General features: G+C 46.6%; 22 protein-coding genes and 1 pseudogene. 14 read left to right on the plus strand and 9 right to left on the minus strand.

Annotation, left to right across the window (positions count from 1 at the left end; genetic code table 11):
• From ACK5NH_RS15655 to mutM, 7 genes and pseudogenes are all read left to right on the plus strand, one after another.
• Positions 1-357, plus strand: a pseudogene (locus ACK5NH_RS15655) (ABC transporter permease); the annotation flags it as partial.
• Between the two features lie 3 nt (positions 358-360).
• Positions 361-1068: an energy-coupling factor ABC transporter ATP-binding protein gene (locus ACK5NH_RS15660; RefSeq protein WP_416921554.1), complete on the plus strand. Its 708-nt coding sequence runs from the start codon at positions 361-363 to the stop codon at positions 1066-1068.
• A complete protein-coding gene (gene mobA / locus ACK5NH_RS15665; protein ID WP_416921556.1) occupies positions 1052-1645 on the plus strand; it encodes a molybdenum cofactor guanylyltransferase MobA in 594 nt (197 codons plus the stop codon). Before ACK5NH_RS15660 ends, mobA begins: the two co-directional genes overlap by 17 nt.
• A 30-nt stretch (positions 1646-1675) precedes the next feature.
• Positions 1676-3475 carry a bifunctional molybdopterin-guanine dinucleotide biosynthesis adaptor protein MobB/molybdopterin molybdotransferase MoeA gene (locus ACK5NH_RS15670; RefSeq protein WP_416921558.1) on the plus strand — a complete coding sequence of 600 codons (1800 nt, stop codon included), beginning with the start codon at positions 1676-1678 and terminating at the stop codon, positions 3473-3475.
• A gap of 15 nt (positions 3476-3490) precedes the next feature.
• The gene (moaA, locus tag ACK5NH_RS15675) at positions 3491-4474 is read left to right on the plus strand and encodes a GTP 3',8-cyclase MoaA (RefSeq protein ID WP_416921560.1); all 984 of its coding nucleotides are present in this window, start codon (positions 3491-3493) and stop codon (positions 4472-4474) included.
• Between the two features lie 81 nt (positions 4475-4555).
• Entirely contained in the window at positions 4556-5011 is a 456-nt protein-coding gene (locus tag ACK5NH_RS15680; RefSeq protein WP_416921562.1) for a hypothetical protein, read from the plus strand.
• 25 nt (positions 5012-5036) lie between these two features.
• Complete coding sequence (mutM, locus tag ACK5NH_RS15685; RefSeq protein ID WP_133181821.1) at positions 5037-5852, plus strand: bifunctional DNA-formamidopyrimidine glycosylase/DNA-(apurinic or apyrimidinic site) lyase; 816 nt, start codon at positions 5037-5039, stop codon at positions 5850-5852.
• A gap of 61 nt (positions 5853-5913) precedes the next feature.
• Here the strand turns inward: mutM and ACK5NH_RS15690 are convergent, their stop codons facing one another.
• The 3 genes from ACK5NH_RS15690 to ACK5NH_RS15700 are packed head-to-tail and all read right to left on the minus strand — an operon-like array spanning position 5914 to position 9044.
• Positions 5914-7638 carry a glycosyltransferase family 39 protein gene (locus ACK5NH_RS15690; RefSeq protein ID WP_416921564.1) on the minus strand — a complete coding sequence of 575 codons (1725 nt, stop codon included), beginning with the start codon at positions 7636-7638 and terminating at the stop codon, positions 5914-5916.
• 13 nt (positions 7639-7651) lie between these two features.
• Positions 7652-8311, minus strand: a complete 660-nt coding sequence (locus ACK5NH_RS15695; protein ID WP_416921566.1) for a TVP38/TMEM64 family protein — start codon at positions 8309-8311, stop codon at positions 7652-7654.
• 1 nt (position 8312) lies between these two features.
• Complete coding sequence (locus ACK5NH_RS15700) at positions 8313-9044, minus strand: glycosyltransferase family 2 protein (RefSeq protein ID WP_416921568.1); 732 nt, start codon at positions 9042-9044, stop codon at positions 8313-8315.
• Between the two features lie 233 nt (positions 9045-9277).
• On the opposite strand from ACK5NH_RS15700, the gene ACK5NH_RS15705 reads away from it, so the two are divergent.
• Both ACK5NH_RS15705 and ACK5NH_RS15710 read left to right on the plus strand, forming a co-directional pair.
• Entirely contained in the window at positions 9278-10441 is a 1164-nt protein-coding gene (locus tag ACK5NH_RS15705) for a nucleotide sugar dehydrogenase (RefSeq protein ID WP_416921592.1), read from the plus strand.
• 24 nt (positions 10442-10465) lie between these two features.
• Positions 10466-11473, plus strand: a complete 1008-nt coding sequence (locus ACK5NH_RS15710; RefSeq protein WP_416921570.1) for an NAD-dependent epimerase — start codon at positions 10466-10468, stop codon at positions 11471-11473.
• 58 nt (positions 11474-11531) lie between these two features.
• On the opposite strand, the gene ACK5NH_RS15715 is transcribed toward ACK5NH_RS15710, so the two are convergent.
• Positions 11532-13004 carry a capsule assembly Wzi family protein gene (locus ACK5NH_RS15715; protein ID WP_416921572.1) on the minus strand — a complete coding sequence of 491 codons (1473 nt, stop codon included), beginning with the start codon at positions 13002-13004 and terminating at the stop codon, positions 11532-11534.
• A gap of 66 nt (positions 13005-13070) precedes the next feature.
• Positions 13071-13562: a pantetheine-phosphate adenylyltransferase gene (gene coaD / locus ACK5NH_RS15720; RefSeq protein WP_011718800.1), complete on the minus strand. Its 492-nt coding sequence runs from the start codon at positions 13560-13562 to the stop codon at positions 13071-13073.
• 275 nt (positions 13563-13837) lie between these two features.
• Here coaD and ACK5NH_RS15725 point away from each other — a divergent pair, with 275 nt between their 5' ends.
• The 4 genes from ACK5NH_RS15725 to ACK5NH_RS15740 are packed head-to-tail and all read left to right on the plus strand — an operon-like array spanning position 13838 to position 17598.
• Positions 13838-14908, plus strand: a complete 1071-nt coding sequence (locus tag ACK5NH_RS15725) for a glycosyltransferase (protein ID WP_416921574.1) — start codon at positions 13838-13840, stop codon at positions 14906-14908.
• Positions 14909-14939: 31 nt separating this feature from the next.
• Complete coding sequence (locus tag ACK5NH_RS15730) at positions 14940-15320, plus strand: capsular biosynthesis protein (RefSeq protein WP_416921576.1); 381 nt, start codon at positions 14940-14942, stop codon at positions 15318-15320.
• Positions 15311-16876 carry a capsular biosynthesis protein gene (locus ACK5NH_RS15735; RefSeq protein WP_416921578.1) on the plus strand — a complete coding sequence of 522 codons (1566 nt, stop codon included), beginning with the start codon at positions 15311-15313 and terminating at the stop codon, positions 16874-16876. The genes ACK5NH_RS15730 and ACK5NH_RS15735 overlap by 10 nt, the downstream gene beginning before the upstream one ends.
• Positions 16873-17598, plus strand: coding sequence for a glycosyltransferase family 2 protein (locus tag ACK5NH_RS15740; protein WP_416921580.1), 726 nt, complete (start codon positions 16873-16875; stop codon positions 17596-17598). Before ACK5NH_RS15735 ends, ACK5NH_RS15740 begins: the two co-directional genes overlap by 4 nt.
• Before the next feature lie 48 nt (positions 17599-17646).
• On the opposite strand, the gene ACK5NH_RS15745 is transcribed toward ACK5NH_RS15740, so the two are convergent.
• From ACK5NH_RS15745 to ACK5NH_RS15760, 4 genes are read right to left on the minus strand one after another with little or no spacing between them, the layout of a single operon-like run.
• Complete coding sequence (locus ACK5NH_RS15745; protein WP_416921582.1) at positions 17647-18537, minus strand: WavE lipopolysaccharide synthesis family protein; 891 nt, start codon at positions 18535-18537, stop codon at positions 17647-17649.
• Positions 18538-18579: 42 nt separating this feature from the next.
• Positions 18580-19656: a CDP-glycerol glycerophosphotransferase family protein gene (locus ACK5NH_RS15750; RefSeq protein WP_416921584.1), complete on the minus strand. Its 1077-nt coding sequence runs from the start codon at positions 19654-19656 to the stop codon at positions 18580-18582.
• Positions 19657-19675: 19 nt separating this feature from the next.
• Positions 19676-20761: a glycosyltransferase gene (locus tag ACK5NH_RS15755; RefSeq protein ID WP_416921586.1), complete on the minus strand. Its 1086-nt coding sequence runs from the start codon at positions 20759-20761 to the stop codon at positions 19676-19678.
• A gap of 52 nt (positions 20762-20813) precedes the next feature.
• Entirely contained in the window at positions 20814-21857 is a 1044-nt protein-coding gene (locus ACK5NH_RS15760; protein ID WP_416921588.1) for a glycosyltransferase family 9 protein, read from the minus strand.
• A gap of 88 nt (positions 21858-21945) precedes the next feature.
• On the opposite strand from ACK5NH_RS15760, the gene ACK5NH_RS15765 reads away from it, so the two are divergent.
• The gene (locus tag ACK5NH_RS15765; protein ID WP_416921590.1) at positions 21946-22698 is read left to right on the plus strand and encodes a 3-deoxy-D-manno-octulosonic acid kinase; all 753 of its coding nucleotides are present in this window, start codon (positions 21946-21948) and stop codon (positions 22696-22698) included.
• The last annotated feature ends 123 nt before the right edge of the window (positions 22699-22821 follow it).

The following is a 22821-nucleotide window of genomic DNA, read 5'->3' on the forward strand; positions in this document are numbered from 1 at the left end:
GCCATGAGTCAAGCGGCCTTCACCAGTGTCGATCGTCGGGCATGGGAAACCTCACGTACCTTAGGCGCCTCTTGGATAAGCGCCGTCTGGACAGTATGTCGCGAGCTACGTATGCCATTGTTACTGGCGATTGTCGCAGCCTTTAGCCGTATTCTCACCGAAGTCGGCTGTTCGATGATGGTGGGCGGAAATATTTTAAACGTGACCCGCAATATCCCGACGGCTATCGCACTGGAAACCAGTAAAGGCGATTTCGCCCAAGCTATCGCCCTCGGATTAGTGCTGCTAATCTTGGCCTTGATCCTCAACTTTGCCTTAGGTAGTTTACGCGGCAAAGAAACGCCAAGGAGCCATTAACTTATGACCCAAGCCAAACTGATCGCCCGTGACTTGGAAATGTCCTTTGGCCCGCGCTTATTATTCAAAGCTCAGCGCCTTGAGTTATGCCAAGGGAATGTCATTTATTTGCAGGGTGAAAACGGTTCGGGCAAGTCAACCCTAATGAAGATCCTCGCGGGTTTACAACTGCCATCCAAGGGTATGATTGAAGTAAGCGGCTTTAAGAAGGATACATGGTGGACTCGCAACCCTTTGCTTGGCAAAGCCGTTTATCTCCACCAGCACCCCTATTTATTCGATGGCACAGTTAATTACAATCTAACTTACGGGTTACCTTTTGCGGCCTCAAAAACCGAGGCCAAACGCAGGATAGGCCAAGCGATTGAAATGGCTCAACTAGGCTCGCTATTACAAGCTAGAGCCAGCAATTTATCAGGCGGCGAAAGACAACGCCTCGCTATCGCCCGCGCTTGGATACTGCAACCCAAATTACTGATGCTCGATGAGCCGACTTCCAATATGGATAAGGACTCTCAAGCCTTGGTTTTGCAAATGATCCAACAACTCAAACAGCAAGGGACGGGAATGCTATTAAGCAGTCATCAAAACTGTGCGCTCACCGCGATTTGCGAGCAGCAGTGGCACATTGAAGACCAACAGGTGATAACCTCCTGTCAGCAACCGCTCACAAACTCCACACAGGGATCTTTATATGTCGTTGCAAATTGATGCCGTAATTCTTGCCGGTGGTATGGCGCGCCGTATGGGCGGGGACGATAAAGGCCTCGTCGAGCTAAACGGCAAGGCCATGATAGAACACACTATCGAGCGGATAAAACCTCAGGTTAAGGAGATCCTGATCAACGCAAATCGTAACCAAACACGTTATGCTGAGTTCGGTTTTACGGTGTTGAGCGATGAGCATACTGGGTTTCTCGGCCCCTTAGCAGGCATGATCACCGCTATGGGTCACACCCAAGCAGATTATTTGCTCGTCGTACCCTGCGATTGCCCGCTGCTGCCCCGGGATTTAGTCGCCCGCTTATTGGCAGCGATTGAGGCGAACGATGCCGAACTTGCCGTCGCCAGCGATGGTGAACGTGAGCAGCCCGTGGTGATGCTACTAAAGCCGAGCCTGCGCGTGTCGATGACCGCCTTCCTCGAAGCCGGTGAGCGTAAAATTGATTTTTGGTATGCCAAACATCGCTTTGCCGTCGCGGCCTTTGCCGATCAACCCAACGCCTTTGTAAATGTGAACACGCCAGAACAAAAACAACGACTGGCCGCAGAGATAAACCAAAGCTAAGGCTCCAAATTACCCAGATTAGAGGTGCAAATGAGTACTCCCTTCGTCAATCCGCTATCTATTCCCGTTCTCGGATTTTGTGCCTATAGCGGCACGGGGAAAACGACCCTACTCAAGCAATTGATCCCCGAATTAAATCAGCGCGGCTTACGCCTCGCGGTGATCAAACATGCTCACCATAATTTCGATGTCGATATTCCCGGTAAAGACAGCTACGAAATGCGCAAAGCCGGCGCGCGGCAAATGTTAGTCGCCTCCCATGTGCGTTGGGCGCTGATGACCGAAGATGCCCGCGATGGCGACCCAGAGTTAGTCCACCTGCTTAAGCAAATTGAAGCCGACAAGGTCGATATCGTCTTAGTCGAAGGCTTTAAAAAACTCACACTGCCTAAAATCGAGCTACATCGCGCCGCACACGGCAAGCCATTTATCTATACCCAAGACGACAATATTCTCGCCATTGCCTGCTGTGATGACACCGAACTGCCGAGCGAGTTAAGAAGACTCGACCTCAACAATGTCGCGCAAATTGCTGACTTTGTGATGGAATACGCCAATAGCTGGCAAGCCCCTAACCCCGCCTTACCAATTGCGACAGTCGATGCCTGCGTCCTAGGTAGCGATAAAAACCTGAGTGTAAGCCAAGGTTTGGCGCAGATTTTATCCCATGTTGCCCCCGTCACTGAGGTGGAAGAGGTAGGTTTAGATGCGTTAGATAACCGTGTGCTTGCCCGCGACAGCATTTCGCCCGTGGATGTGCCGCAGCAAACCAACTCGGCAATGGATGGTTATGCCTTTGCCTATCAAGATCCGCTACCTGCAAGCTTTACCTTAGTCGGTGAAGTCTTAGCCGGACATCAATATTCGGGCACACTCAAAGCGGGTGAAACCGTGCGCATTATGACGGGCGCGCCCGTGCCCGCTGGCGCCGATACTGTTCAACCTCGAGAACTGGCCAGTGAGGCCAATGCCAAGGTCAGTTTCGATGGCCGCATTCAACGGGGCCAACACGTTCGCCTTGCGGGTGAAGACATAGGCCAAGGCCAAGTTGCCCTCACCCAAGCCACACGCCTAAGCGCCGCCGAACAGGGCTTATTAGCCTCCCTCGGCCTTGACCGTGTAACGGTTTATCGCCGCCCGACTGTGGCCGTGTTCTCAACCGGGGATGAAGTCAGCCAACCCGGCGAGACACTGAATCCAAACTGTATTTATGACTCAAACCGTTACACCATTAAGGCAATGGCAAAACGTTTAGGTTGTGAAGTCATTGACTTAGGTATTATCGAAGATTCCGAAAGCGCGCTCGAAGCCACCTTAACCAAGGCAGCGGCGCAGGCCGATGTGGTTATCAGCTCAGGCGGCGTTTCCGTTGGCGATGCTGACTATATCAAGACCGTGCTGGCACGCCTTGGCAATATCGACTTCTGGCGGATCAATATGCGCCCCGGTCGCCCACTCGCCTTTGGTAAGGTCGGCGATAGCCTCTTCTTCGGCTTGCCCGGCAATCCGGTGGCTGTGATGGTGTCGTTCCTGCAATTTGTGCAACCAGCGCTGCGTAAACTCGGCGGTGAAACAAACTGGCAGGCGCCGTTATTCCCGGCGATTACCGATGAAACTCTACGTAGCCGCACGGGCCGCACTGAGTTTATCCGCGGAATTTATCGCCTAGGTAATGATGGCAGGCTGCACGTGACCAGCACTGGCAACCAAGGTTCGGGCATGCTCAGTTCTATGGTCAAGGGCAATTGCCTTATCATCATTGGAGATGGTGCTGAGGCGGTCAATGCAGGTGAAACTGTGTTTATTCAACCTTTTGCCGATCTTTTATAAGTTCAGGTAAGCTCTATGAGCCAACTTGTGGATGCCTTTGGCCGACAGGTCGAATATTTACGACTCTCAGTGACGGATCGCTGCGACTTCCGTTGTGTCTATTGCATGACGGAAGATCCCTGCTTCTTGCCCAAGGACCATGTACTGCACCTCGAAGAGTTGGCTTGGATTGCCCAAGCCTTTACAGAACTGGGGGTGACCAAGATCCGCCTCACCGGCGGCGAGCCGCTGGTGCGCACCGACTGCGATCAACTTGTCAGTCTACTCGGCAAACTCCCTGGGCTTAAGGATTTGTCGATGACCACTAACGGTTCTAGGCTGACAAAATTCGCTAAGCCGATGTTTGAGGCGGGCTTAAACCGCCTTAATATCAGCCTTGATACCCTCAATCCTGAACTGTTCACCCAACTGACCCGCAATGGCAAATTAGCCCGAGTTATTGAAGGAATTGACGCCGCGATTGCCGCTGGCTTTAAACGCATCAAAATCAATGCTGTGATCCTTAAGCAGCAAAACGACCATGAAGTGATTGATCTGGTTAATTTTTGCCGTGACCGTAAGTTAGATATCGCCTTTATTGAAGAAATGCCTCTGGGTGAAATGGACGAGCGCAAAGACGCGCGTCATTGTAGCAGCGATGAAGTTAAGGCCATGATTAACGAGCATTATCCTCTGCAACTTTCCAATAAACGCACTGGCGGTCCCGCGCGTTACTACACCATGGCGGATAGTCCGATTCACATCGGGTTTATCTCACCCCATAGCCATAATTTTTGCCATGAGTGTAATAGAGTGCGCGTGACCGTAGAGGGACAATTATTGCTCTGCCTAGGTAATGAACACTCCATTGATTTAAAAAGCATTGTACGAGAATACCCCGGGGACATTGAGCGCCTTAAAACCGCGATTCTCCAAGGCATTAAGCTCAAACCTAAGCAGCATGTTTTCGATAATATTGGCGTGCAAATCCTGCGCTTTATGAATAGCACAGGTGGTTAACCCCTTCGTCATAGGGCTAGCATCTCTATTTTGCCGTGATACACTCATGGCATCAGTCCCCTTTTTTGTGTCACTCTTGCCATGGCGCTTACTCGTAAACAGTGGAATAACATCATTATTCTTGCCTGCATTTTTATCATTGCGGTGCTGACGTTTATGGACAAGAAAACCCATAATGTGCCGAGTGATGCCCAACTATTATTTGATGACAATGCGCCGCTGGCGCAGCTGCAGCTAGATGGGGTGTGGCTGCATAAGCAAGCCTCGAGTTGGGAATGCGATCCACAAGTACTCAACTGTGAGCAATGGGCAAAGGCTTGGCAAGGCTTAAGGGTCTCGCCCCTCAGCGAGGCACCACAACCCACTGGCAAGCCGCAGGAACTGGTGATCCAAATTGCCGAGATCCGCCAATCGCAACGTTGGATTTATTTCCCCGAGGACGGTGTACTCAAGTCACCCGCTGGCAACTGGTATTTAGTGCCCCCCAGCCTAAGGGCAGATTTACAGCCTATCCTCGATGCCAAATCCACCAGCTAATTTTATTACCTAAAAGAACTCAATCATGCCGGAATTACCAGAAGTCGAAGTCACCCGTCAGGGCATAGCCCCACATCTTGTCGAACAAACCGTGGTTGACCTTGTAGTACGTAACGCTTCACTGCGTTGGCCCGTTCCCGAACTTGCCAAACAGATCATCGGCCAAACCATACGCCAAGTGCGCCGCCGCGCTAAATACCTGTTAATCGATACCGATGCAGGCACCAGCATAGTGCATTTGGGAATGTCGGGCAGTTTGCGGATCCTGCCCCATGACACGCCAGTGGAGAAGCACGACCATATCGATCTTGTCCTCGCCAATGGCCGAATTCTGCGATTTAACGATCCGAGACGTTTTGGCGCTTGGTTATGGTGCCAATTGCCAGAGGAAGCCCATCCGCTACTGGAAAAACTCGGGCCAGAACCTCTGACCGACGCCTTTAACGTCAATCAGTTAGCTGCCGCACTGGCGGGCAAGAAGAAGGCCATCAAACTCTGCCTGATGGATAACCATATTGTGGTGGGTGTGGGAAATATTTATGCCAACGAAGCTCTGTTTGCCGCCGGAATACACCCCGAGGCGGAGGCAGGCAAGATAGATATTGAACGTTTAACGGTATTGGTTGCCGAGGTCAAACAAATCCTTGCCCACGCCATCAAGCAGGGCGGCACTACGCTTAAAGACTTCACCAATGCCGAGGGTAAACCCGGCTATTTCGCGCAGAAGCTGCATGTTTACGGCCGCGGCGGCGAAACCTGCACTCAGTGCGGCAATCTACTCAGCGAAATTCGCCTTGGTCAACGCACCACAGTGTTTTGCGGTATTTGCCAGACGCGTTAATTTCGCCGATAAAAATGCCTGCAATCGCAGGCATTTTTAGGTTCTTCGATATGGCCTTTGATTACTCTTTTAACCAACGGCCTGGATGATCGGTAAAGTAACGGTACTCACGCTCTGGCGCTTGGCACTGAGGCTGAAGCTCTGCTGCGGATAACAAAATCCACTCGTCACGGTGGGCAATCCCCATGCTCTTACCGCCTTTGATATCGAAACAACTCAGCTCGGCACCGCTAGGCACTAACACATAACGCTGTTTGTTCTCCTGCATCCATTGCCACGCGTTACGCTCTTGTTCTTCTAGCGGCGCGAGATAACTAAAGTGCGTCACACTCATGGGCGAGAACAGAATAAATTGCTCTTTAAAGTTCACTAGGCCAAGTTCGGCATCCTCGCCTATCACCTCGGCAGTGTGTAGCATCAGGCTTCTGGGGGTGCGCATCTCATCGAGCATAGCGTAACCCCAAGTACTTACCAGCACCCAGCCCAAGGCGGAAACCAGCCCCACCTTCACCAACGCAAACTGACGACGTGCCAGCCACAACAAGGCACACCAAAGCACGCCGAGCAAAATAAACAAGTAACCAATGCCAGTAAGATCATCGGTATAGTCCGCCAGCGCTTTGACCAGTGCGGGATGATGGATAAATGCCAGCACGCCAGCGACTAACACAAGCGCACCTAAGAACCACAGCACACCAGTGACCAGTTTTTCAAACCAAGCTTTCGGTGAAACACCCGTTAATACCGCCGATGCAGCTAAGGCCAACATTGGTAATGCGGGCAGAATATACACGTTGCGCTTACCCGGGCTGATGCTAAAAAACAGCACCACAAGCCCGACCCAAATCAGCAGAATCGCAATGGTGGGATCGGCCTTCACCTTTTGTACCCATTGCTTCCAATAGGCGACCACCAGCAACGAAATAGGGAACCACATCCAAGGGATCACGCTCAGCACGAAGAAGTACCAAGGCTTGATGTGGTGCCAAGCATTGACGTAACGCTCACCTGTCTGCTTAAACAAAATATTGTTTTGATAGGCGACCATCTCGGGGGTGCCATGGGCTTGAACCGTCATCACCATAGGCACTAACCAACAGGCAATCACGGCGAGCATAGCCAAAGGCCCCGCGAGGCAGAGCCAAGTTAAGCGCCCCTCGAAACGGTTTTTATCTTTGATGGCATAAATCCCAATCGGAATGAGCAACAATAAGGGTAAAAAGCCAACCCCCTTAGTGATCACCCCAAGCCCCATAAACCCCCAGCCAATAAAATACCAGCGCCATTGGGGGCCGAGCATAAAGTGGCGGATCAAGCCATAGCATCCCACGGTTATCCAACACATCACCATGGCATCTATCTGGGCATTTTTCGCCTGCATTAAAAACTGCGGCACAATCAAGAGTAGCAATGCGGCATTGCGGCCGACTCGCACATTCCACAATCTGGCGCCGAGATCATAAACGAGGAATACCGTCAGCAAGCCGCAGAGGGCATTAGGCAATAAGAAGGCGAGTTTTAACGAACCCGTGAGTTGATAAAACAGGGCGATGGCCCACATAAACACGGGCGGCTTATCGGGATAATATTCCCCCCCACGGGTTGGGAATAACCATTGACCCGAGGCAACCATTTCCCGCGCGACCTCGACAAAGCGTGGCTCGTCGGCAGGCCAAGGGGAGCGAAAACCTATGCCAACCAGTAAGATCAACAAACTCATCAGCAACAGCGGCCAGAGTACTTGGTAATAATCTTCGCTATTGAAACGACGATTCAATGCATCCATTCCTAATCCCTATTTAGTTTTCCAATTCATCCACCTGCTTGCGCAGGCTCGAACGGTAAAGGTAAGCGCCGATAAGACTCGAGAGAATAAACAGCCCGATACTGATCCCCAGTTGGTTATGATCAGACAAGCCAATGCCCGCGCCCGCAAAACTGAAAATAAGCATCTGTGGTAAATAACCCAGCACGCTGCCAAACATAAATCCCCCCGCAGGGATGTGTGTCGCCCCCGCAAACAGGTTCGTCAGCAGATTACTGCCCACGGGCAACAGACGGATCATTAAGACTTTTAACCAAGTCCGATGAATGATCAGCGCCTCAAACTTTTGTAAACGATTACCAAAACGTCGCTGCAGACTGCTTCGAATGGTTAATCTTGCGGCATAAAACGCCAGCACACAGCCGAGCAGTGCCGCTAAGGTGGAAAATAAACCGCCATAGATACCGCCGAGGGCAAAGCCAAACACAAAGGCAATCACCTGCCTCGGCCCTCCGACTGCAGTAAACAAGGCGCCCACCACCAGCAACACCGCCAGCGCATAGACTCCTTGAGCGGCAATAAAGTGTGCCACCCAATTGCTATCGGTCACGTGCTCGAATAACCCCTGCTGGGCCGCAAACATTAACACCAGCAAAATAAAGACGATAAAAATCGCCTTATAGAGTCGCTTCATCTTAATCGTGCCAGCTGGTTTCGCTACGGGCGACCTTAGCGATTTTCGCCCTTCGACCGAGCCACATGACCCCCATAATGTCGACAATCCCAACCCAAACCCGATTCCAAGCGGTATATTTGGAAACGCCAACTTGACGATCCCTATGATTAACCACAGAAATAAATACTTCTCCCCCCATGCGGCGCACTAAGGCAGGGATATATCTGTGCATATGGTCGAAGTAAGGCATACGTAGGAAGGTTTCGCGGGGGAAGAGTTTTAAGCCACATCCAGTGTCGGGGACGCCATCGTGTAGCAATGCATCACGTACCTTATTGGCGAAGCGGGACTGGAAACGCTTCCATGCCGTATCTTTACGGTTCTTACGGTAGCCTGCGATACAAAAATGTTCGGCATGAATTTGCGGCAATTGTGCCAACATGGCGGGAATATCCGCGGGGTCGTTTTGTCCATCGGCATCTAAGGTAACGATATATTTACCGCGAGCATGTAAAACGCCAGTGGATATCGCGGTACTCTGGCCAGTACTGCGTTCATGACGAATGGCTTTCGCATCGCATTGCATCACCTCTGCGGTATGCATCACTTCACCAAAAGTGTCATCCTGACTACCGTCATCAACAACAAGAATTTCAAACTTAGTCAGCCCTCGCAGGGCTTGGCATATCTCTTTCATTAATGGGCCAATATTGCCCACCTCATCTTTTGCGGGGATCACGACTGAAATCACGTTTAGGCTCCAGGCTTAATAACCATAAGTACGGTAACATAGGATTGTGGCAAACAAAAATCTGCATTGATAGGATGTTATGAATTAAACAGAACGCCGGCTCAGCATTGTATACTCATAAAACTCGAGAAATGAGCACTTAATCTGGAACTGTGGATCTCATCGAAATGACGTATTCTATCTCAGCAGAAAATGCTAGTTTGGAAGACAAAATGCCAAACCTTATAAAACCTATGAACATAGTTGTGGTTGGAATGGGCTATGTCGGCCTATCGAATGCAGTTTTACTCGCCCAGCAAAACCGTGTTACCGCGATTGATTTGATGCCCGAGCGCATCGCGTTAGTCAATGCGCGCAAAGCAATGATCGCCGATAGCCTGATTGAAAAATATCTGCAGCATAAAACCTTAAACCTCAGTGCCACGACCGATAAAAACGTCGTTAAAGATGCCGATTTTGTCATCATAGCCACACCCACGGATTATGATCCGCAAACCAATTACTTTAATACCCAATCGGTAGAAAATGTCGCGAAGGAAGTGCTCGCCCTGAATCCCAACACGACAATTGTCATCAAATCGACAGTTCCCGTTGGTTTCACGGCAATGCTGAGAAAGAAGCTAAACAGCGACAATATTTTATTTTCGCCTGAATTTTTACGTGAAGGTAAAGCGCTTTACGATAACCTCCACCCTTCGCGCATCATTGTTGGCGAACGTTCCGAACGTGCTCAAGTCTTTGCCAATCTCCTTGCCTGCGCCGCAATAAAGCAAGATATTCCGATTTTACTCACAGATAGCACAGAGGCCGAGGCGATTAAGTTGTTTGCCAACACCTTTTTAGCCATGCGCGTCGCCTACTTTAATGAGTTGGATACCTATGCTGAGAGTCGGGGGCTCAACACCCGTCAGATTATCGAAGGCGTCTGTTTAGATCCACGGATCGGCGATTACTATAACAACCCTTCCTTCGGTTATGGCGGTTACTGCCTACCAAAAGACACTAAGCAATTGCTGGCCAACTATAACGATGTGCCTAACAATCTGATCAGTGCCATTGTCGACTCTAACACCACCCGTAAAGATTTTATTGCCAACGCTATTATCAGTAAGCAACCTAAACGGGTTGGCATCTATCGTTTGATCATGAAGTCCGACTCGGACAACTTCCGCGCTTCGGCGGTGCAAGGGGTGATGAAACGCATAAAGGCAAAGGGCATCGAAGTTGTGGTCTATGAACCCGTACTCAAAGAAGATGAGTTTTTTAAATCGAAAGTCATTCGCGATTTAGACGAATTTAAAACCATGTGCGACGTGATTATTTCTAACCGTATGGCCAGCGAGCTCGAAGATGTTGCCGATAAGGTTTACACACGGGATCTGTTCCACTACGACTAAGCGTCCCAAACATTAAGGTTAACTATGAAATACTTAGTCACAGGCGCCGCCGGATTTATCGGTGCCAAAGTCAGTGAGCATCTCTGCGCACAGGGCCATGAAGTTGTCGGTATCGATAACCTCAATGACTATTATGATGTTGCGCTAAAATTAGCCCGGCTCGCACCACTCGAAGCGTTAAACAATTTCCGTTTTATCAAACTGGATTTAGCCGACAGAGAAGGTATAGCGGCACTGTTTGCACAACAGGGCTTTCAACGGGTTATCCATCTCGCCGCACAGGCAGGGGTGCGCTACTCGCTAGATAACCCCCTCGCCTATGCCGATAGCAATTTAGTCGGGCATCTGACGATTTTAGAAGGCTGCCGCCATCACCAAATTGAGCATCTCGTCTATGCCTCTTCATCCTCTGTGTATGGCTTGAATCAGAAGATGCCATTTTCGACCGAGGATAGCGTCGATCATCCTATTTCCCTCTACGCGGCGACCAAGAAAGCCAACGAGTTAATGTCGCACACCTACTCACATCTGTATCAGTTACCCACGACAGGCTTGCGCTTTTTTACCGTGTATGGTCCCTGGGGACGACCCGATATGGCCTTGTTTAAATTCACTAAAGCGATTCTCGCGGGCGACACTATCGATGTGTATAACCATGGCGATCTCAGTCGTGATTTCACCTATATCGACGATATTGTTGAGGGCATCATCAGAGTACAAGACAAGCCTCCTCGCCCAACACCGGACTGGCGTGTAGAAACTGGCACACCCGCCAATAGCAGCGCGCCCTATCGCGTATTCAACATAGGCAATGGCAGCCCAGTGCAATTACTCGATTTTATTACTGCACTCGAAAGTGCACTCGGCATTGAGGCTAACAAACAATTCTTACCCATGCAGCCCGGTGATGTGCATTCCACCTGGGCCGATACTGAAGACCTGTTTAAGGCCGTAGGATATAAACCCCAAGTGGATATCAATACCGGGGTAAGCAGATTTGTCGAGTGGTACCGCGCGTTTTATGCGAAGTAACCTCTTTGAGAAAACAAAAAGGCCTGCTGATTTGCAGGCCTTTTTATTAGATTAGCGCTTAAAAACGATATTCAAAACTACTGAAGAAAGTCGCATTAGTATCGTTTTCTTGTACATCAAATTCCGATCTCGATACCGTGCCGCCTAGACTCCACATGCCCTTCCACACAGGCATACGATAGGACAGCTCCAGCATCAGTAAATCTTCCTTCGGTGGCTGTGGTGCCCATGTGGTCGCCACATTGGTGCCGTCTTTATTCAACTTGGCATAGCGCAGTAGCGAGGTAAAACCGCGGCTGTTATGGAACTGGCCAACCAAACCAAACACAAAGACTTGCGCATCGCTATCATAGGTCGAACCTAAAGCTCTGCCGTAGTAACGCGCCCCACTTAAGTAGACAGGATCTTCATAGAAGCAATTCGCCTTGCCACCACACTCAACAAAGGTATCCGAGTATTCCATAAACAGCTTGAACTGTTTACCCGAGGTACCGAAATGGGTATCTATACCCCAGAGTGAGCCGCAATCGCTGCCGTTTTCACAGCTGCGCTCAAGGTACAAACCAATGGGAATATCCTGCCAAGTGTCGGCATAGCGTAAATCGATACTCTGGGTTCTATGCCCCGCGTCACGACGTTGTTCGGCAAGGCAAGAATCCGCACCGTCGATGCACACCGCGTTGCCTGCGACAGAATCCCACCAAGAATCGAAGTCGCAATTCTGCCCTTCGCCACAAAACAGTGTCGACCAAGACAGGCCTATTTCTAACTGCTGAAGGGGTTTGGCGGTAAAGCGCATATCCCATTCCGCCGTTTTAGGCACGGCGCGCTCTTTGTCAGCTAGGCTAAAACCGGTCTTGAAGGTCCAAGGCCCAATCCAAGATAACCATGGCGTTTCAAAGGCGGCAGCATTATTACGGCTGAGCGACAGTGACTGCATAGGGCGCGCATTGTTAGAACGATGCAATGCCGAATCGAATCCAGGCCCCCACCATTGCTCAACCGTACCTAAGGTGGCAATCCAGTTCCCCATAATCACCGCGAAATAAGACTCATCGAGACGGAAGTTTTTGTTATCTTGCGGGTCGTAGGTCTCGGCAACTGTGGTTTTATAGGCCACACGTGAGCCTAAGTATTCGTAGGAGGCTTTAACCTCACCCTTTTCACGGTAGTCGGAGCCATAATGTTGGAAGCGAGCAGGATCAGTCGCACCCGCGAGTTTAACCCTCGCATTGCCGCGATTATCGACGGCATTTTGATAGTAAAAGTTCACTCGAGCAAAGGCTTGTACTAATCGGGGAGACAATAGCTCGGGTTCGACTTTCGCTAAGTCGGCACCAATACCAGACCACATCAAGGGAAAGGTATTCACAGGCACACGGATCACGCCCGCATCGGCCAGTGCTTGAATATCGGCTCTTAAATAAATATCCGAGGCATCAACCCAAGGGGCGGCAGCAACGGAAGCAGAAAATAGTAAACCAGATGCAACGCTAGCAGCGAGGATAGTGGGGGTCAAAAAAGCCTTCATAACATCCTTTTCATTATCATCGCGAGGCCTGATGCCTCAAAGGTTTTATAGAAATACTCAGCCTTATCAGGCTTTTGCGAGGTTAAGCTTGGCGGTCAACGCGCTTGCCACCTCAGGGTGTACAAATTGACTCACATCGCCGCCATGCAGCGCGACTTCCTTCACTAAGGTGGAAGAAATAAAAGAGTTTTCTTCAGCCGGTGTTAAAAATACGCTCTCAAGATCAGGGCTTAATCTGCGATTCATGTTGGCCAATTGGAATTCATACTCAAAGTCGGAAACCGCACGCAAACCACGCACCAGCACGCTCGCACGCTGTTCCTTGGCAAAATCCACCAGCAAGCCCGAAAAACCAACCACTTCCACATTATCCAAATGGGCCGTGACGCGGTTTACCAGCTCAACGCGCTCCTCAAGAGTAAACCTTGGCTGCTTAGATGGATTGGCCGCAATGCCAATAATCACATGCTTAAACAACTTAGCCGCACGCTCAATCAAATCGGCATGACCATTGGTAATGGGATCGAAAGTCCCAGGATAAATCGCTCTTGTGTGCACTTTGCTGACTCGACTCAGATAGATACCCAAAAATCATTGCCGCCAGTCTACTCGTTTTAGCCACTTGAGTGAATCATCCCGATTAAAACCGCTGAAAATCCCGTTAAAAATTGAAATACTGGCAAGAATTCCTCGGATTAAGCCCATGTAAAGGCATGAACTGATATAATGCCGACTCGCTATATATTGGCTTAAGTAGGCAGCGGCTTTCGTCCAACCAAGATGGATTGAAACCACACCACAACCGATTAAGTCCACGTAATCAGAGCACTTATATGAAAAAAATCGCCATTTTTTGCCATAACTTTTTCTCTAACGGCACAGTCAAAATCGCCTTATCCCAGGCAGAAGTGCTACAGGAAGCCGGGCAAGATGTTCACCTCTTTGTGTTCCATAAAGAAGGGGATTTTATGCCGCCAGAAAATGTGACGATTCATTACCTATATGAAGCAGGTCAAAAGCCAAGCCTACAGGAGCAAAGACATCGCCTGCAGGCCAAGGTGGCCGAAGCGGAACAATCGGGTAAGTTCTCGCTATTCTTAAGTAACTCGACCGACTGCGATGTCGTTGTTACCGGCTGCGATTTCGATCCCTGCTATTACTTTTGCCACTGCGCCCTTAAGCAAGAACTCTTGATGGAATTAAAGCGTGGTCCAGTGCATTTCTGGCGTCGCTGGAAAAAGGCTAAAGCACTGATTGGCAAAAAGATCATCACGGTTTCCAATGGTATCGCCGCAGAGCTTAGAGCCACTTCTTGGCTGAAGCCGCAAAGCGTTCAGACCATCTATAATCCCTTTAGATTGGAGGAAATCCGCAAGAAGACTCAAGAAGAAATTGCCGAGATCCCAAGTGAGCCTTATATGATCCATGTCGGTCGCGTGACACGGCAAAAACGCCACGACATTTTATTTAAGGCACTTAGGGATATGCCAACGGCCCCTAAGCTTGTCCTGCTGTGCAACCGCCCCAAAAAGGCACGCAAACTCGCCAAGAAATACGGTGTCGAACACAGAATCATCACACCAGGGTTTCAACACAATCCCTACGCTTGGATTGCCAAAGCCGAGTTGATGTTACTCAGCTCAGATTTTGAAGGCCTACCGACAGTTGTGATTGAGTCTTTAGCCTGTGGTACGCCTGTCGTCAGTACGGATTGTCCACACGGACCCAATGAAATTCTCACAGGGCATTTAGCACAATATCTCGTCCCGGTTCGCCAACCTGCGTTGTTGGCACAAAAGGCACTGGAGTGCTTAGCCACCCCACCAGCCTTAGACAATCTAGAAATATTAAAGGCCGTAGATAGCCAATATATTGCAGCTCAATATATTAATTTAGCAATTTAAATTATTATCAATGAGTGTACTTGGAGTTAATGTGAAAAAATTAATTGTTGATTTAGACGGTACTATTACACTTGCGAATACTACTGATTATGAAAAAGTTTTACCTAATATAGCGTTAATTGAGAAGCTGAAAGAATATAAAAATTCTGGATTTTGCATTGTAATTGCAACAGCAAGAAATATGCGAACATACGATGGGAATGTTGGAAAAATCAACATACATACTTTACCAAAAATAATAAAGTGGTTAGATAAATATGAAGTTCCTTATGATGAAATTATAGTAGGAAAACCCTGGTGTGGAAATGATGGTTTTTATGTTGATGATAAAGCAATTCGCCCATCTGAGTTTTTAAATATGGATTTAAATGAAATCCATATTCTACTAAATAAGGAAATTATATGTTTTTAATTATGTCAGGCGCATATGTTACCGAAGATCTTAAAGCTGAATTCGGAACAATACCACCTGCCTTTTTACCTTTAGGTAACAGACGACTATTCCAACATCAAATAAGAAAAATCCCTCAGGGAAAGAGTATTTACCTTTCCATACCAGATTCTTATGAAATGTCCGAAGTAGATAATAAATGGCTAGCTACTCATAACGTTAATATAATTCGTACGCCAGAAAATCTTTCTATCGGCGAGGCTATTGTCACATGTTTAAACATTGCAGAAGAAGTGTTTACAAATTCACTCAGTATTCTCTTTGGAGATACATTACTGGAGAGTTATCCAACCGAATGTGATATTATAGCAACAGCTAATACACTAGATAACTATACATGGTCCACTTTCTCAACAAAAAACGAAATTAGTTGGAAAGAAAATAAACAAATTATATGTGGTTATTTTAACTTTAGTCACCCAAAGAAGCTAATAAAATGTATCACGCTTGAGCGTTGGGACTTTATAAATGGAGTAAATCGTTACAATAATGAAAATAGCCTCTCAAATTTTAAAATAAAAAAATGGTATGATTTCGGCCATATAAACACATATTACCACTCGAAAACAGCCTTTACAACACAAAGAGCTTTCAATAATTTAAAAATAAACCAAACACAAATTACAAAATCTAGCAAAAACAATAATAAAATTCTCGCTGAAGCAAACTGGTTTGAATCGCTACCACCAATGCTCAGAGTTTATACTCCACAATATTTGGGATGTACAGAAGATAAATCAGGGAATTATCGCTATTCTTTAGAATATCTTCACAACATTTCTTTAAATGAATTATTTGTTTTCACAGAGATTCCAACTAGCATCTGGGATAATATTTTCACTCATTGCATAAAATTCATTGATGATTGTAAAGAAATAAAAAATATTAAAAATGAAAGTTTTTTCAATGAATTACTCATCGTAAAAACAAAAGATAGACTAAATGAGTATCTCTTGAGTGAAAAAATAAAAATTGACGAAAAGTGGACATTTAACAAAAATGTTAAATGTAGCATTTTAGATATTTTGGATATAAGCAAAAAATATCTTCCAACAGAAAGCAAGCACACAACATTAATGCATGGAGATTTTTGCTTTAGCAATATTTTGTATGATTTTAGATCGGATAAGATAAAAGTTATAGACCCAAGAGGAATTACACATCAAGGGCATATAAGCATTTATGGTGATATCTTCTATGACATAGCTAAGCTAAGTCACTCCGTATTGGGAATGTATGACTGGATTGTTGCAGGTTACCATCAAACAAGTGTTGATTACGCTAAAAAAGAATTGTCAATAATATTGCCAAATGATAATAGAATAGACAAAATAAAATCATCATTTTTAAATAAGATTTGCAAGCATTACAATCTAACACCTTTAAATATATATGCCATGCAAATTCAACTTTTCTTATCGATGTTAACATTACACTCTGACGATAAGTATAGGCAGTCAGGGTTATTTGTTAATACATTCAGAATTTACAGTATTATGAAGGAGTTAATAAAATGATTGTAATTCCAATGGCTGGACTAAGTAGTAGATTTTTTAAAGAAGGATATGATAAACCCAAATACATGTTACTGGCTCATGGATTAACTCTGTTTGAACACTCAGTTAAAAGCTTTGAGAAATATTTTCAAAGTGAAGAATTTATTTTTATAGTTCGAGATATTCATGAAACACCTAAGTTTGTAAGAAATAAATCAGAGATGCTAGGTATTAAAAAATTTAAAATAATAGTTATTCATGAAAATACAAAGGGACAGGCAGAGACAGTTTTTCTCGGCTTAAAAAATATTAACAAAACAGAAGAACCAATCACTATTTTCAACATAGACACATTTAGACCAGGATTTATATATCCGGAATTGAAAATGGTAGAAGATGGCTACTTGGAAGTCTTTCAGGGCGAAGGGGATAACTGGTCATTTGTGAGAGCAAGCTCCAATGAAAATACCTTGATTGACTTAACGACTGAAAAAAAACCTATATCTAACTTATGCTGCACTGGGTTATATTATTTTAAAAATAGCAAAGATTACATAGATGCATATAATGATTACATAACTCTCCCTATAGAAGAATGGGAAAAGGGAGAACTATATGTAGCACCGTTGTATAATTATCTCATAAAAAAAAATAAAAAAATACATTATAATTTAATATCCAGAGAGGATGTAATATTTTGCGGAGTTCCTTCAGAATATAAAGAGTTTCTATCAAAAAAATGATAAAAAATATTTAACTACAATGCATTAAACATGCATTGTAGTATAAACTTATTTTTTTAACTTATTCCAAAAACCTCTTAGACCAGATTTTTTCAAGATCAACTTATTTATGAAATATAGATTATATATTAATCTTCCAAATGCATTTCCATTGATAAAATATGCCTGGTCTCTATAGGGACGCTTAAATCTTCGAGGAATATCTATACCTAGCTTTTTAAAAGATAAAAAATTAAAATCCTCTTGAATTTGTGACTTTGCCAATAGACACCGCTCAAGGCTAACATTTCGTTCAGCATTTATTTCAATGTCTGGAAAATAGTTTTTATAAAAACGTCGTCCCAACATTTGCTCGACTGTTCTATAGTCATCATAATGAAGATAATTTTTGTCTGTATCACTAAAAAGATCACCCTTCCAATACTTTATAACATCTTCAGAATATCCTACAAATATAAAGTCACTTAAGTGATAATCAACATAACTCCTTCCACCAAATTTAAAGTACTCTGTACGACTATATATATCTAATATGGTCAAACGCCCTTTAAACCTACTAGTTTTAACCAATAAAGAAGGAAGAATATCTATCAAATTATTATTGACAAATTTAAAATCAGATCTAACTTTACAACAATAAATGGATTCGACCAATTCTAATCCGGCTAGAACACCATGTATTTGCCTATTCACATTCTCAAATTTTGGAATAGAATTGATACATCCAGTTTGATTATGGCCTACGTCATCTGGACAAACGACAAGATCTATTAAAGATAATGTTTCAAGAGGAATCACAACATTATCTGACCTTGAATATATTATTTTTGAATCTGGAAAATATTTTCGTAAAGATCTAAAGCAATCGTCAGAAGAAATGTGATTTCTATCTGTATGCAGAAAATAAGGTCCTTGTACAACAAAAGTAAGCTCTTTCATTTTTATCTCAAAGCAACTTTACACTAATCATAAGTCAAAATTTTATAAAAACTTCCAATAACCTAACTTGCGGCGCATTTTAAAGTGTCGCAGTAGGTTCAATGGCTTAGGTTTAAGCCAAGCGGTTCCCTTATCGATCAAGGCATCGGTCGCCGCGAGTACACGCTGGCTAGACTGACCATCTCCCGTGGGGTGAATTTGATTGCAATAATCATGGATATGCGCCATCAAATCATCGGGGCGGCTAAGCGCTCTAGTGAGTGCAGGTTCAATCTCTTCGACTCGGTTAATATCGATTAAATGCGCCTTCGGTGACTGATTTTTAAAGGTCACCACTGGCTTACGCTGCATTAAAAACATCAATAAAATCGAGGAGGTATCGCAGAGCATCACATCTCCCGCCTGCAGAAGCGGGATCACGTTGTCGGTTTCCACAAACTGGAGATTCTCATTTTCGAGAGTCTTGTATTGCTCAACAATACTTGGCTTCATCTTAGGGTGGAATTGTACCAGCCAGCGCCACTGGCTCTTTTGCGACAGGGCTTTAATCTGCTCGAATACCTCAGGCGCACAGGTCAGACTGGGGGAGAATGTCGAGCAAAACAGTACTACGGGCCGTGGATCATCGGGCTTAATGTAAGGATTATCTTTATTTTCAATAAATAAAGGATCGAGCGCTGGCCAGCCAGTTTCGGCCACAGTAAAGGTACCGATTTTTTTCTCTAGCTCAAGGAACGGCAGCGTCGTCGCCGGCCCTTGAGTGCAATACAAATCAAAGCAATCGCGGATTTCGAAGTGATCTTCTCGCCCCTTATGATTCATTTTGCCCGCATTAAAACCGTGGAACACCCCCACCTTGACCCCAGGGATAAAGCTTGGCACTACGTTACCCGGCACGAACACCGCATCGGGTTTCCATGCCTTAACAGCATCGATATCGGGTAAGCGTTTTTCATCCGCTTTAAGGAATTTGGGGTCGACCTCACGGCCTTCGAGGAACCAACACGCCTCATCGCCACGCGCCAGAATCACTTGCTGCAGCGGCCTTAGCATCGCATAGGAATAGTTCTGTGCTATGTAGAACAAATAACGTCTTTTATTTGATTTACGCGCTTCCACCGCTTTCTCCTTGGGTAAATTATTTCGCTAGCGCGAGATATTGTTCGGCAATCGCAGTCGCATCCACCTTAGCTAAAATCTCCACATTGTCGAGGGATGGCGGCTGGGCGACCACGGCGTCAATCATCTTGGCCAAGGCCGCAGGATTACGACGGGGAACAAGATAGGGAGCCAAATTTCCGGTCAAAATCTCATTCGGCCCATGTGGGCAATCGGTACTGACCACTGGCGTGCCGCATGCTAAGGACTCGATTAATACCGTCGGCAATCCTTCAAAATCAGAACTCAGCACCAGAGCTTTAGCACGTTTTATCCAAGGAAAAGGATTGCTCTGGAATCCAGGAATGATTAAACGCTTCTCGATGCCGTATTTCTTCGCCGCTTTAATCGCCTTCTTGTGGTTATGGCATAACAGCACCACAGGTAACTGATTTTGGGTCTGTTTAAGGGCCTCAAACAACACATCGTGGCGCTTCTGCTTAGCAAAACGCCCCACGTGGATCAGATAGTCACCCTGAGGGATTTGCGGATTATCTTGCTGTGACTGGGCAACAATCTCATTAAATTCAAATGGATTGTAGATAGTTCGCATTGATGCAGGCTGCAAACGTCCCTTAGCTTGAATCTCTTTAGCTATGCCGTTGGACACAGTGATCAAATGCTGACCATTGAGCGCTTTTTTCGCCCGCAGTTTCTTAAAGTAGGCGAAGGGGCCTAACTTAAACTGACGACTCAATTCTTCTTCAACCGATGAGTGCACAATCACATAGAGTGGTGTCACCCCGGTTTTGGTCATCATCAAATTGGTCTTATCAAGATTAGATAAAAACAGATCGAACTTACCGACTCGGGACTCAATCTCGGCAATCTTTGCCCGTAACTTATCGACCGATGCACCTAGGCGCCCGAAGCGGTCATAATCTTTATCTTTGTCGGCAAAACATTGATGAACAGGTAAATTGTCTGGCGTTTCGTAATAACGATTATCTTCCATGACCAAAAAATGCGGCTCATGCCCTAGGCTAATAAACTGCTTTGCCAAGGTAATCATGACCTTCTCGGCTCCACCACCCGCTAAACTGTCGATGGCTATGGCTATCCGCATGATTTTTCTCCTAAACGATAATCTAAAACTCAGGGTGACAGGCTAACAGTGGTTAACTGTGTGTCTGCTGAATAACCTGATCAAATTTCTCTATCACTGCTTCGACACTAATTAGCGCCATAAGGTGCTCGCCCTTTGCACGGGTGCCCCATTTCACCTCACCGCTTTGCTGTGAGGCGATGGCCTCCTGATAGGCGCTCACCACATATTGCTGCGATAAATAAGGCCCAGTGCGACCTGGGTTAGAATGGGCATACAAACCTATGACTGGCGTCCCTTGCGTGACCGCCATATGTGCAGGGCCCGTATCGGGCCCTAGCACTAGGCTGGCGCGTTTCAGCAGAGCCAGTAATTGAGTCAAACTGGTTTTGCCGACTAAGTTATCGAGTTTCGCAGAACATGCATTGGCAATATCGTCGGCCAATGTCTTTTCAAGTGCTGTTGGGCCACCGCAGAGAATGACTCGATAACCCTTATTCACAGCATGTTGCGCCACGGCGGCATAACGCTCGGGCAGCCAATTACGCTCGGCTTTACTGGCGGCCGCGCAAATGACCAATACCTTCTCGCCATCGGCAATCTGACGCTGAGCAAATTCAGTATCCGCTTGAGGGACTGGAATATTCCAACTCGGGGTGATATCGCTAACGCCTATCGCCTTGGCGAACCCCATAAAGCCGTCCAGCACATGGGGCTGAGCTAAAGGTTCGACCCTATGATTGGTGACCAGCCATTGACCTTCTTTGGCGCGGGCACGGTCGAATCCGACCCGAATCTTTGCCGAAATCGCGAGGGAGGCCAAGGTCGCCCGCAGCGCCACTTGCATGTGTAGCAAGACATCGAAGCGACGGCCTTTCAGCGCCTTATGCAGATTAAAGTAACTGCGCCAGCCCTGGGATTTATCGAAAATCACAAACTCAATACCGGGCAAGTGCTTTAATAGTTGGTATTCAAGTTTGCCTATCACCCAAGTGATTTTGAGCTGGGGATATTGGCGTTGAATCGCCTGCACCATAGCCACGGCATGACAGACGTCACCGATAGCCGATAGCCTAAGCAGGCAGAGAGAATTCATGGTGTTGGGATTTAAACTCAAGCGAATAGCTCTTAAGGTTATTTGGCGCAAGCTAAGGATCTTAATGTAGAATGGCCGCAGGTGCCACGCTTAAGTCAACAAATCTCCCATGAACGCACAAATCAAAATCATAAATACCGCCGATGGCTATATGGCGCTTTGCCAAGATACGCCTGAAGACATCACACCTGCTTGGTTTTCGGTGGATTTTTGGCGTGAAAAAGCCGCGGTAGTGGGATCATCCAAGGGACGTTACACCACTTGGTTTGTAGCCTTCAGCGAGCGCCATTGGGTATTGCGACATTACTGGCGCGGCGGCCTGATGGAGAAATTCAGTAAGGATGCCTACTTCTATACCGGGCTTGAAAACACCCGCGCCATGGGCGAATTAAGGCTGCTAGACCTGCTCTACCGCGAGCAATTCGCGGTGCCTAAACCTATTGCCGCCAATATTGTACGCGATGGTTTGTTTTACCGTGCCGACATTATTATCGAGCGGGTCGATGGCGCCGAAGACTTGGTCGCCAAGTTAACCAAAGGCTCTATGAGCCAAGCCCAATGGCAAGCACTCGGCGCCACTATTGCCCAATTTCATCGTCGCGGCGTTTACCATGCCGACTTAAACGCGAAGAATATTTTGTGGCAACCCCAGCAAGCAGATGACGCACAAGAGCGTTTCTATCTGATTGATTTTGATCGGGGTGAAATCAAAACGCCCAATGCCCAATGGCAGAAGGCGAACCTTGATAGGCTGCTACGCTCCTTCAATAAAGAACAAGGTAAGCAGACAACACTTGCATTTAAGCCCGCCGACTGGACGGCTCTGCTCGCGGGCTATTACTCAGTTATTCCCCAAGCCTAATACCTCAGTGGCGTTAGGCTGTTTGGCGCACGAGTAACGATTCGGCGAGAGCAAACTGACGCTGCAAGGCACCACGATTCGCTTCGACCACGGCAAGGCCAGCTTCAGCCGCTTGTTGACGTA

Source organism: Shewanella sp. (assembly GCF_047975355.1).
Taxonomy (GTDB): Bacteria; Pseudomonadota; Gammaproteobacteria; order Enterobacterales; family Shewanellaceae; genus Shewanella.

Excerpts from the sequence above, each read along its gene's own strand:
- mobA (WP_416921556.1), top strand. The coding sequence starts at position 1,052 with ATGTCGTTGCAAATTGATGCCGTAATTCTTGCCGGTGGTATGGCGCGC.
- ACK5NH_RS15755 (WP_416921586.1), bottom strand. The coding sequence starts at position 20,761 with ATGCGGATAGCCATAGCCATCGACAGTTTAGCGGGTGGTGGAGCCGAG.
- mutM (WP_133181821.1), top strand. The coding sequence starts at position 5,037 with ATGCCGGAATTACCAGAAGTCGAAGTCACCCGTCAGGGCATAGCCCCA.
- ACK5NH_RS15660 (WP_416921554.1), top strand. The coding sequence starts at position 361 with ATGACCCAAGCCAAACTGATCGCCCGTGACTTGGAAATGTCCTTTGGC.
- ACK5NH_RS15740 (WP_416921580.1), top strand. The coding sequence starts at position 16,873 with ATGATTGTAATTCCAATGGCTGGACTAAGTAGTAGATTTTTTAAAGAA.
- ACK5NH_RS15765 (WP_416921590.1), top strand. The coding sequence starts at position 21,946 with ATGAACGCACAAATCAAAATCATAAATACCGCCGATGGCTATATGGCG.
- ACK5NH_RS15695 (WP_416921566.1), bottom strand. The coding sequence starts at position 8,311 with ATGAAGCGACTCTATAAGGCGATTTTTATCGTCTTTATTTTGCTGGTG.
- ACK5NH_RS15710 (WP_416921570.1), top strand. The coding sequence starts at position 10,466 with ATGAAATACTTAGTCACAGGCGCCGCCGGATTTATCGGTGCCAAAGTC.
- ACK5NH_RS15670 (WP_416921558.1), top strand. The coding sequence starts at position 1,676 with ATGAGTACTCCCTTCGTCAATCCGCTATCTATTCCCGTTCTCGGATTT.
- ACK5NH_RS15705 (WP_416921592.1), top strand. The coding sequence starts at position 9,278 with ATGAACATAGTTGTGGTTGGAATGGGCTATGTCGGCCTATCGAATGCA.
- ACK5NH_RS15680 (WP_416921562.1), top strand. The coding sequence starts at position 4,556 with ATGGCGCTTACTCGTAAACAGTGGAATAACATCATTATTCTTGCCTGC.
- ACK5NH_RS15745 (WP_416921582.1), bottom strand. The coding sequence starts at position 18,537 with ATGAAAGAGCTTACTTTTGTTGTACAAGGACCTTATTTTCTGCATACA.
- ACK5NH_RS15725 (WP_416921574.1), top strand. The coding sequence starts at position 13,838 with ATGAAAAAAATCGCCATTTTTTGCCATAACTTTTTCTCTAACGGCACA.
- moaA (WP_416921560.1), top strand. The coding sequence starts at position 3,491 with ATGAGCCAACTTGTGGATGCCTTTGGCCGACAGGTCGAATATTTACGA.
- ACK5NH_RS15735 (WP_416921578.1), top strand. The coding sequence starts at position 15,311 with ATGTTTTTAATTATGTCAGGCGCATATGTTACCGAAGATCTTAAAGCT.
- ACK5NH_RS15715 (WP_416921572.1), bottom strand. The coding sequence starts at position 13,004 with ATGAAGGCTTTTTTGACCCCCACTATCCTCGCTGCTAGCGTTGCATCT.
- ACK5NH_RS15690 (WP_416921564.1), bottom strand. The coding sequence starts at position 7,638 with ATGGATGCATTGAATCGTCGTTTCAATAGCGAAGATTATTACCAAGTA.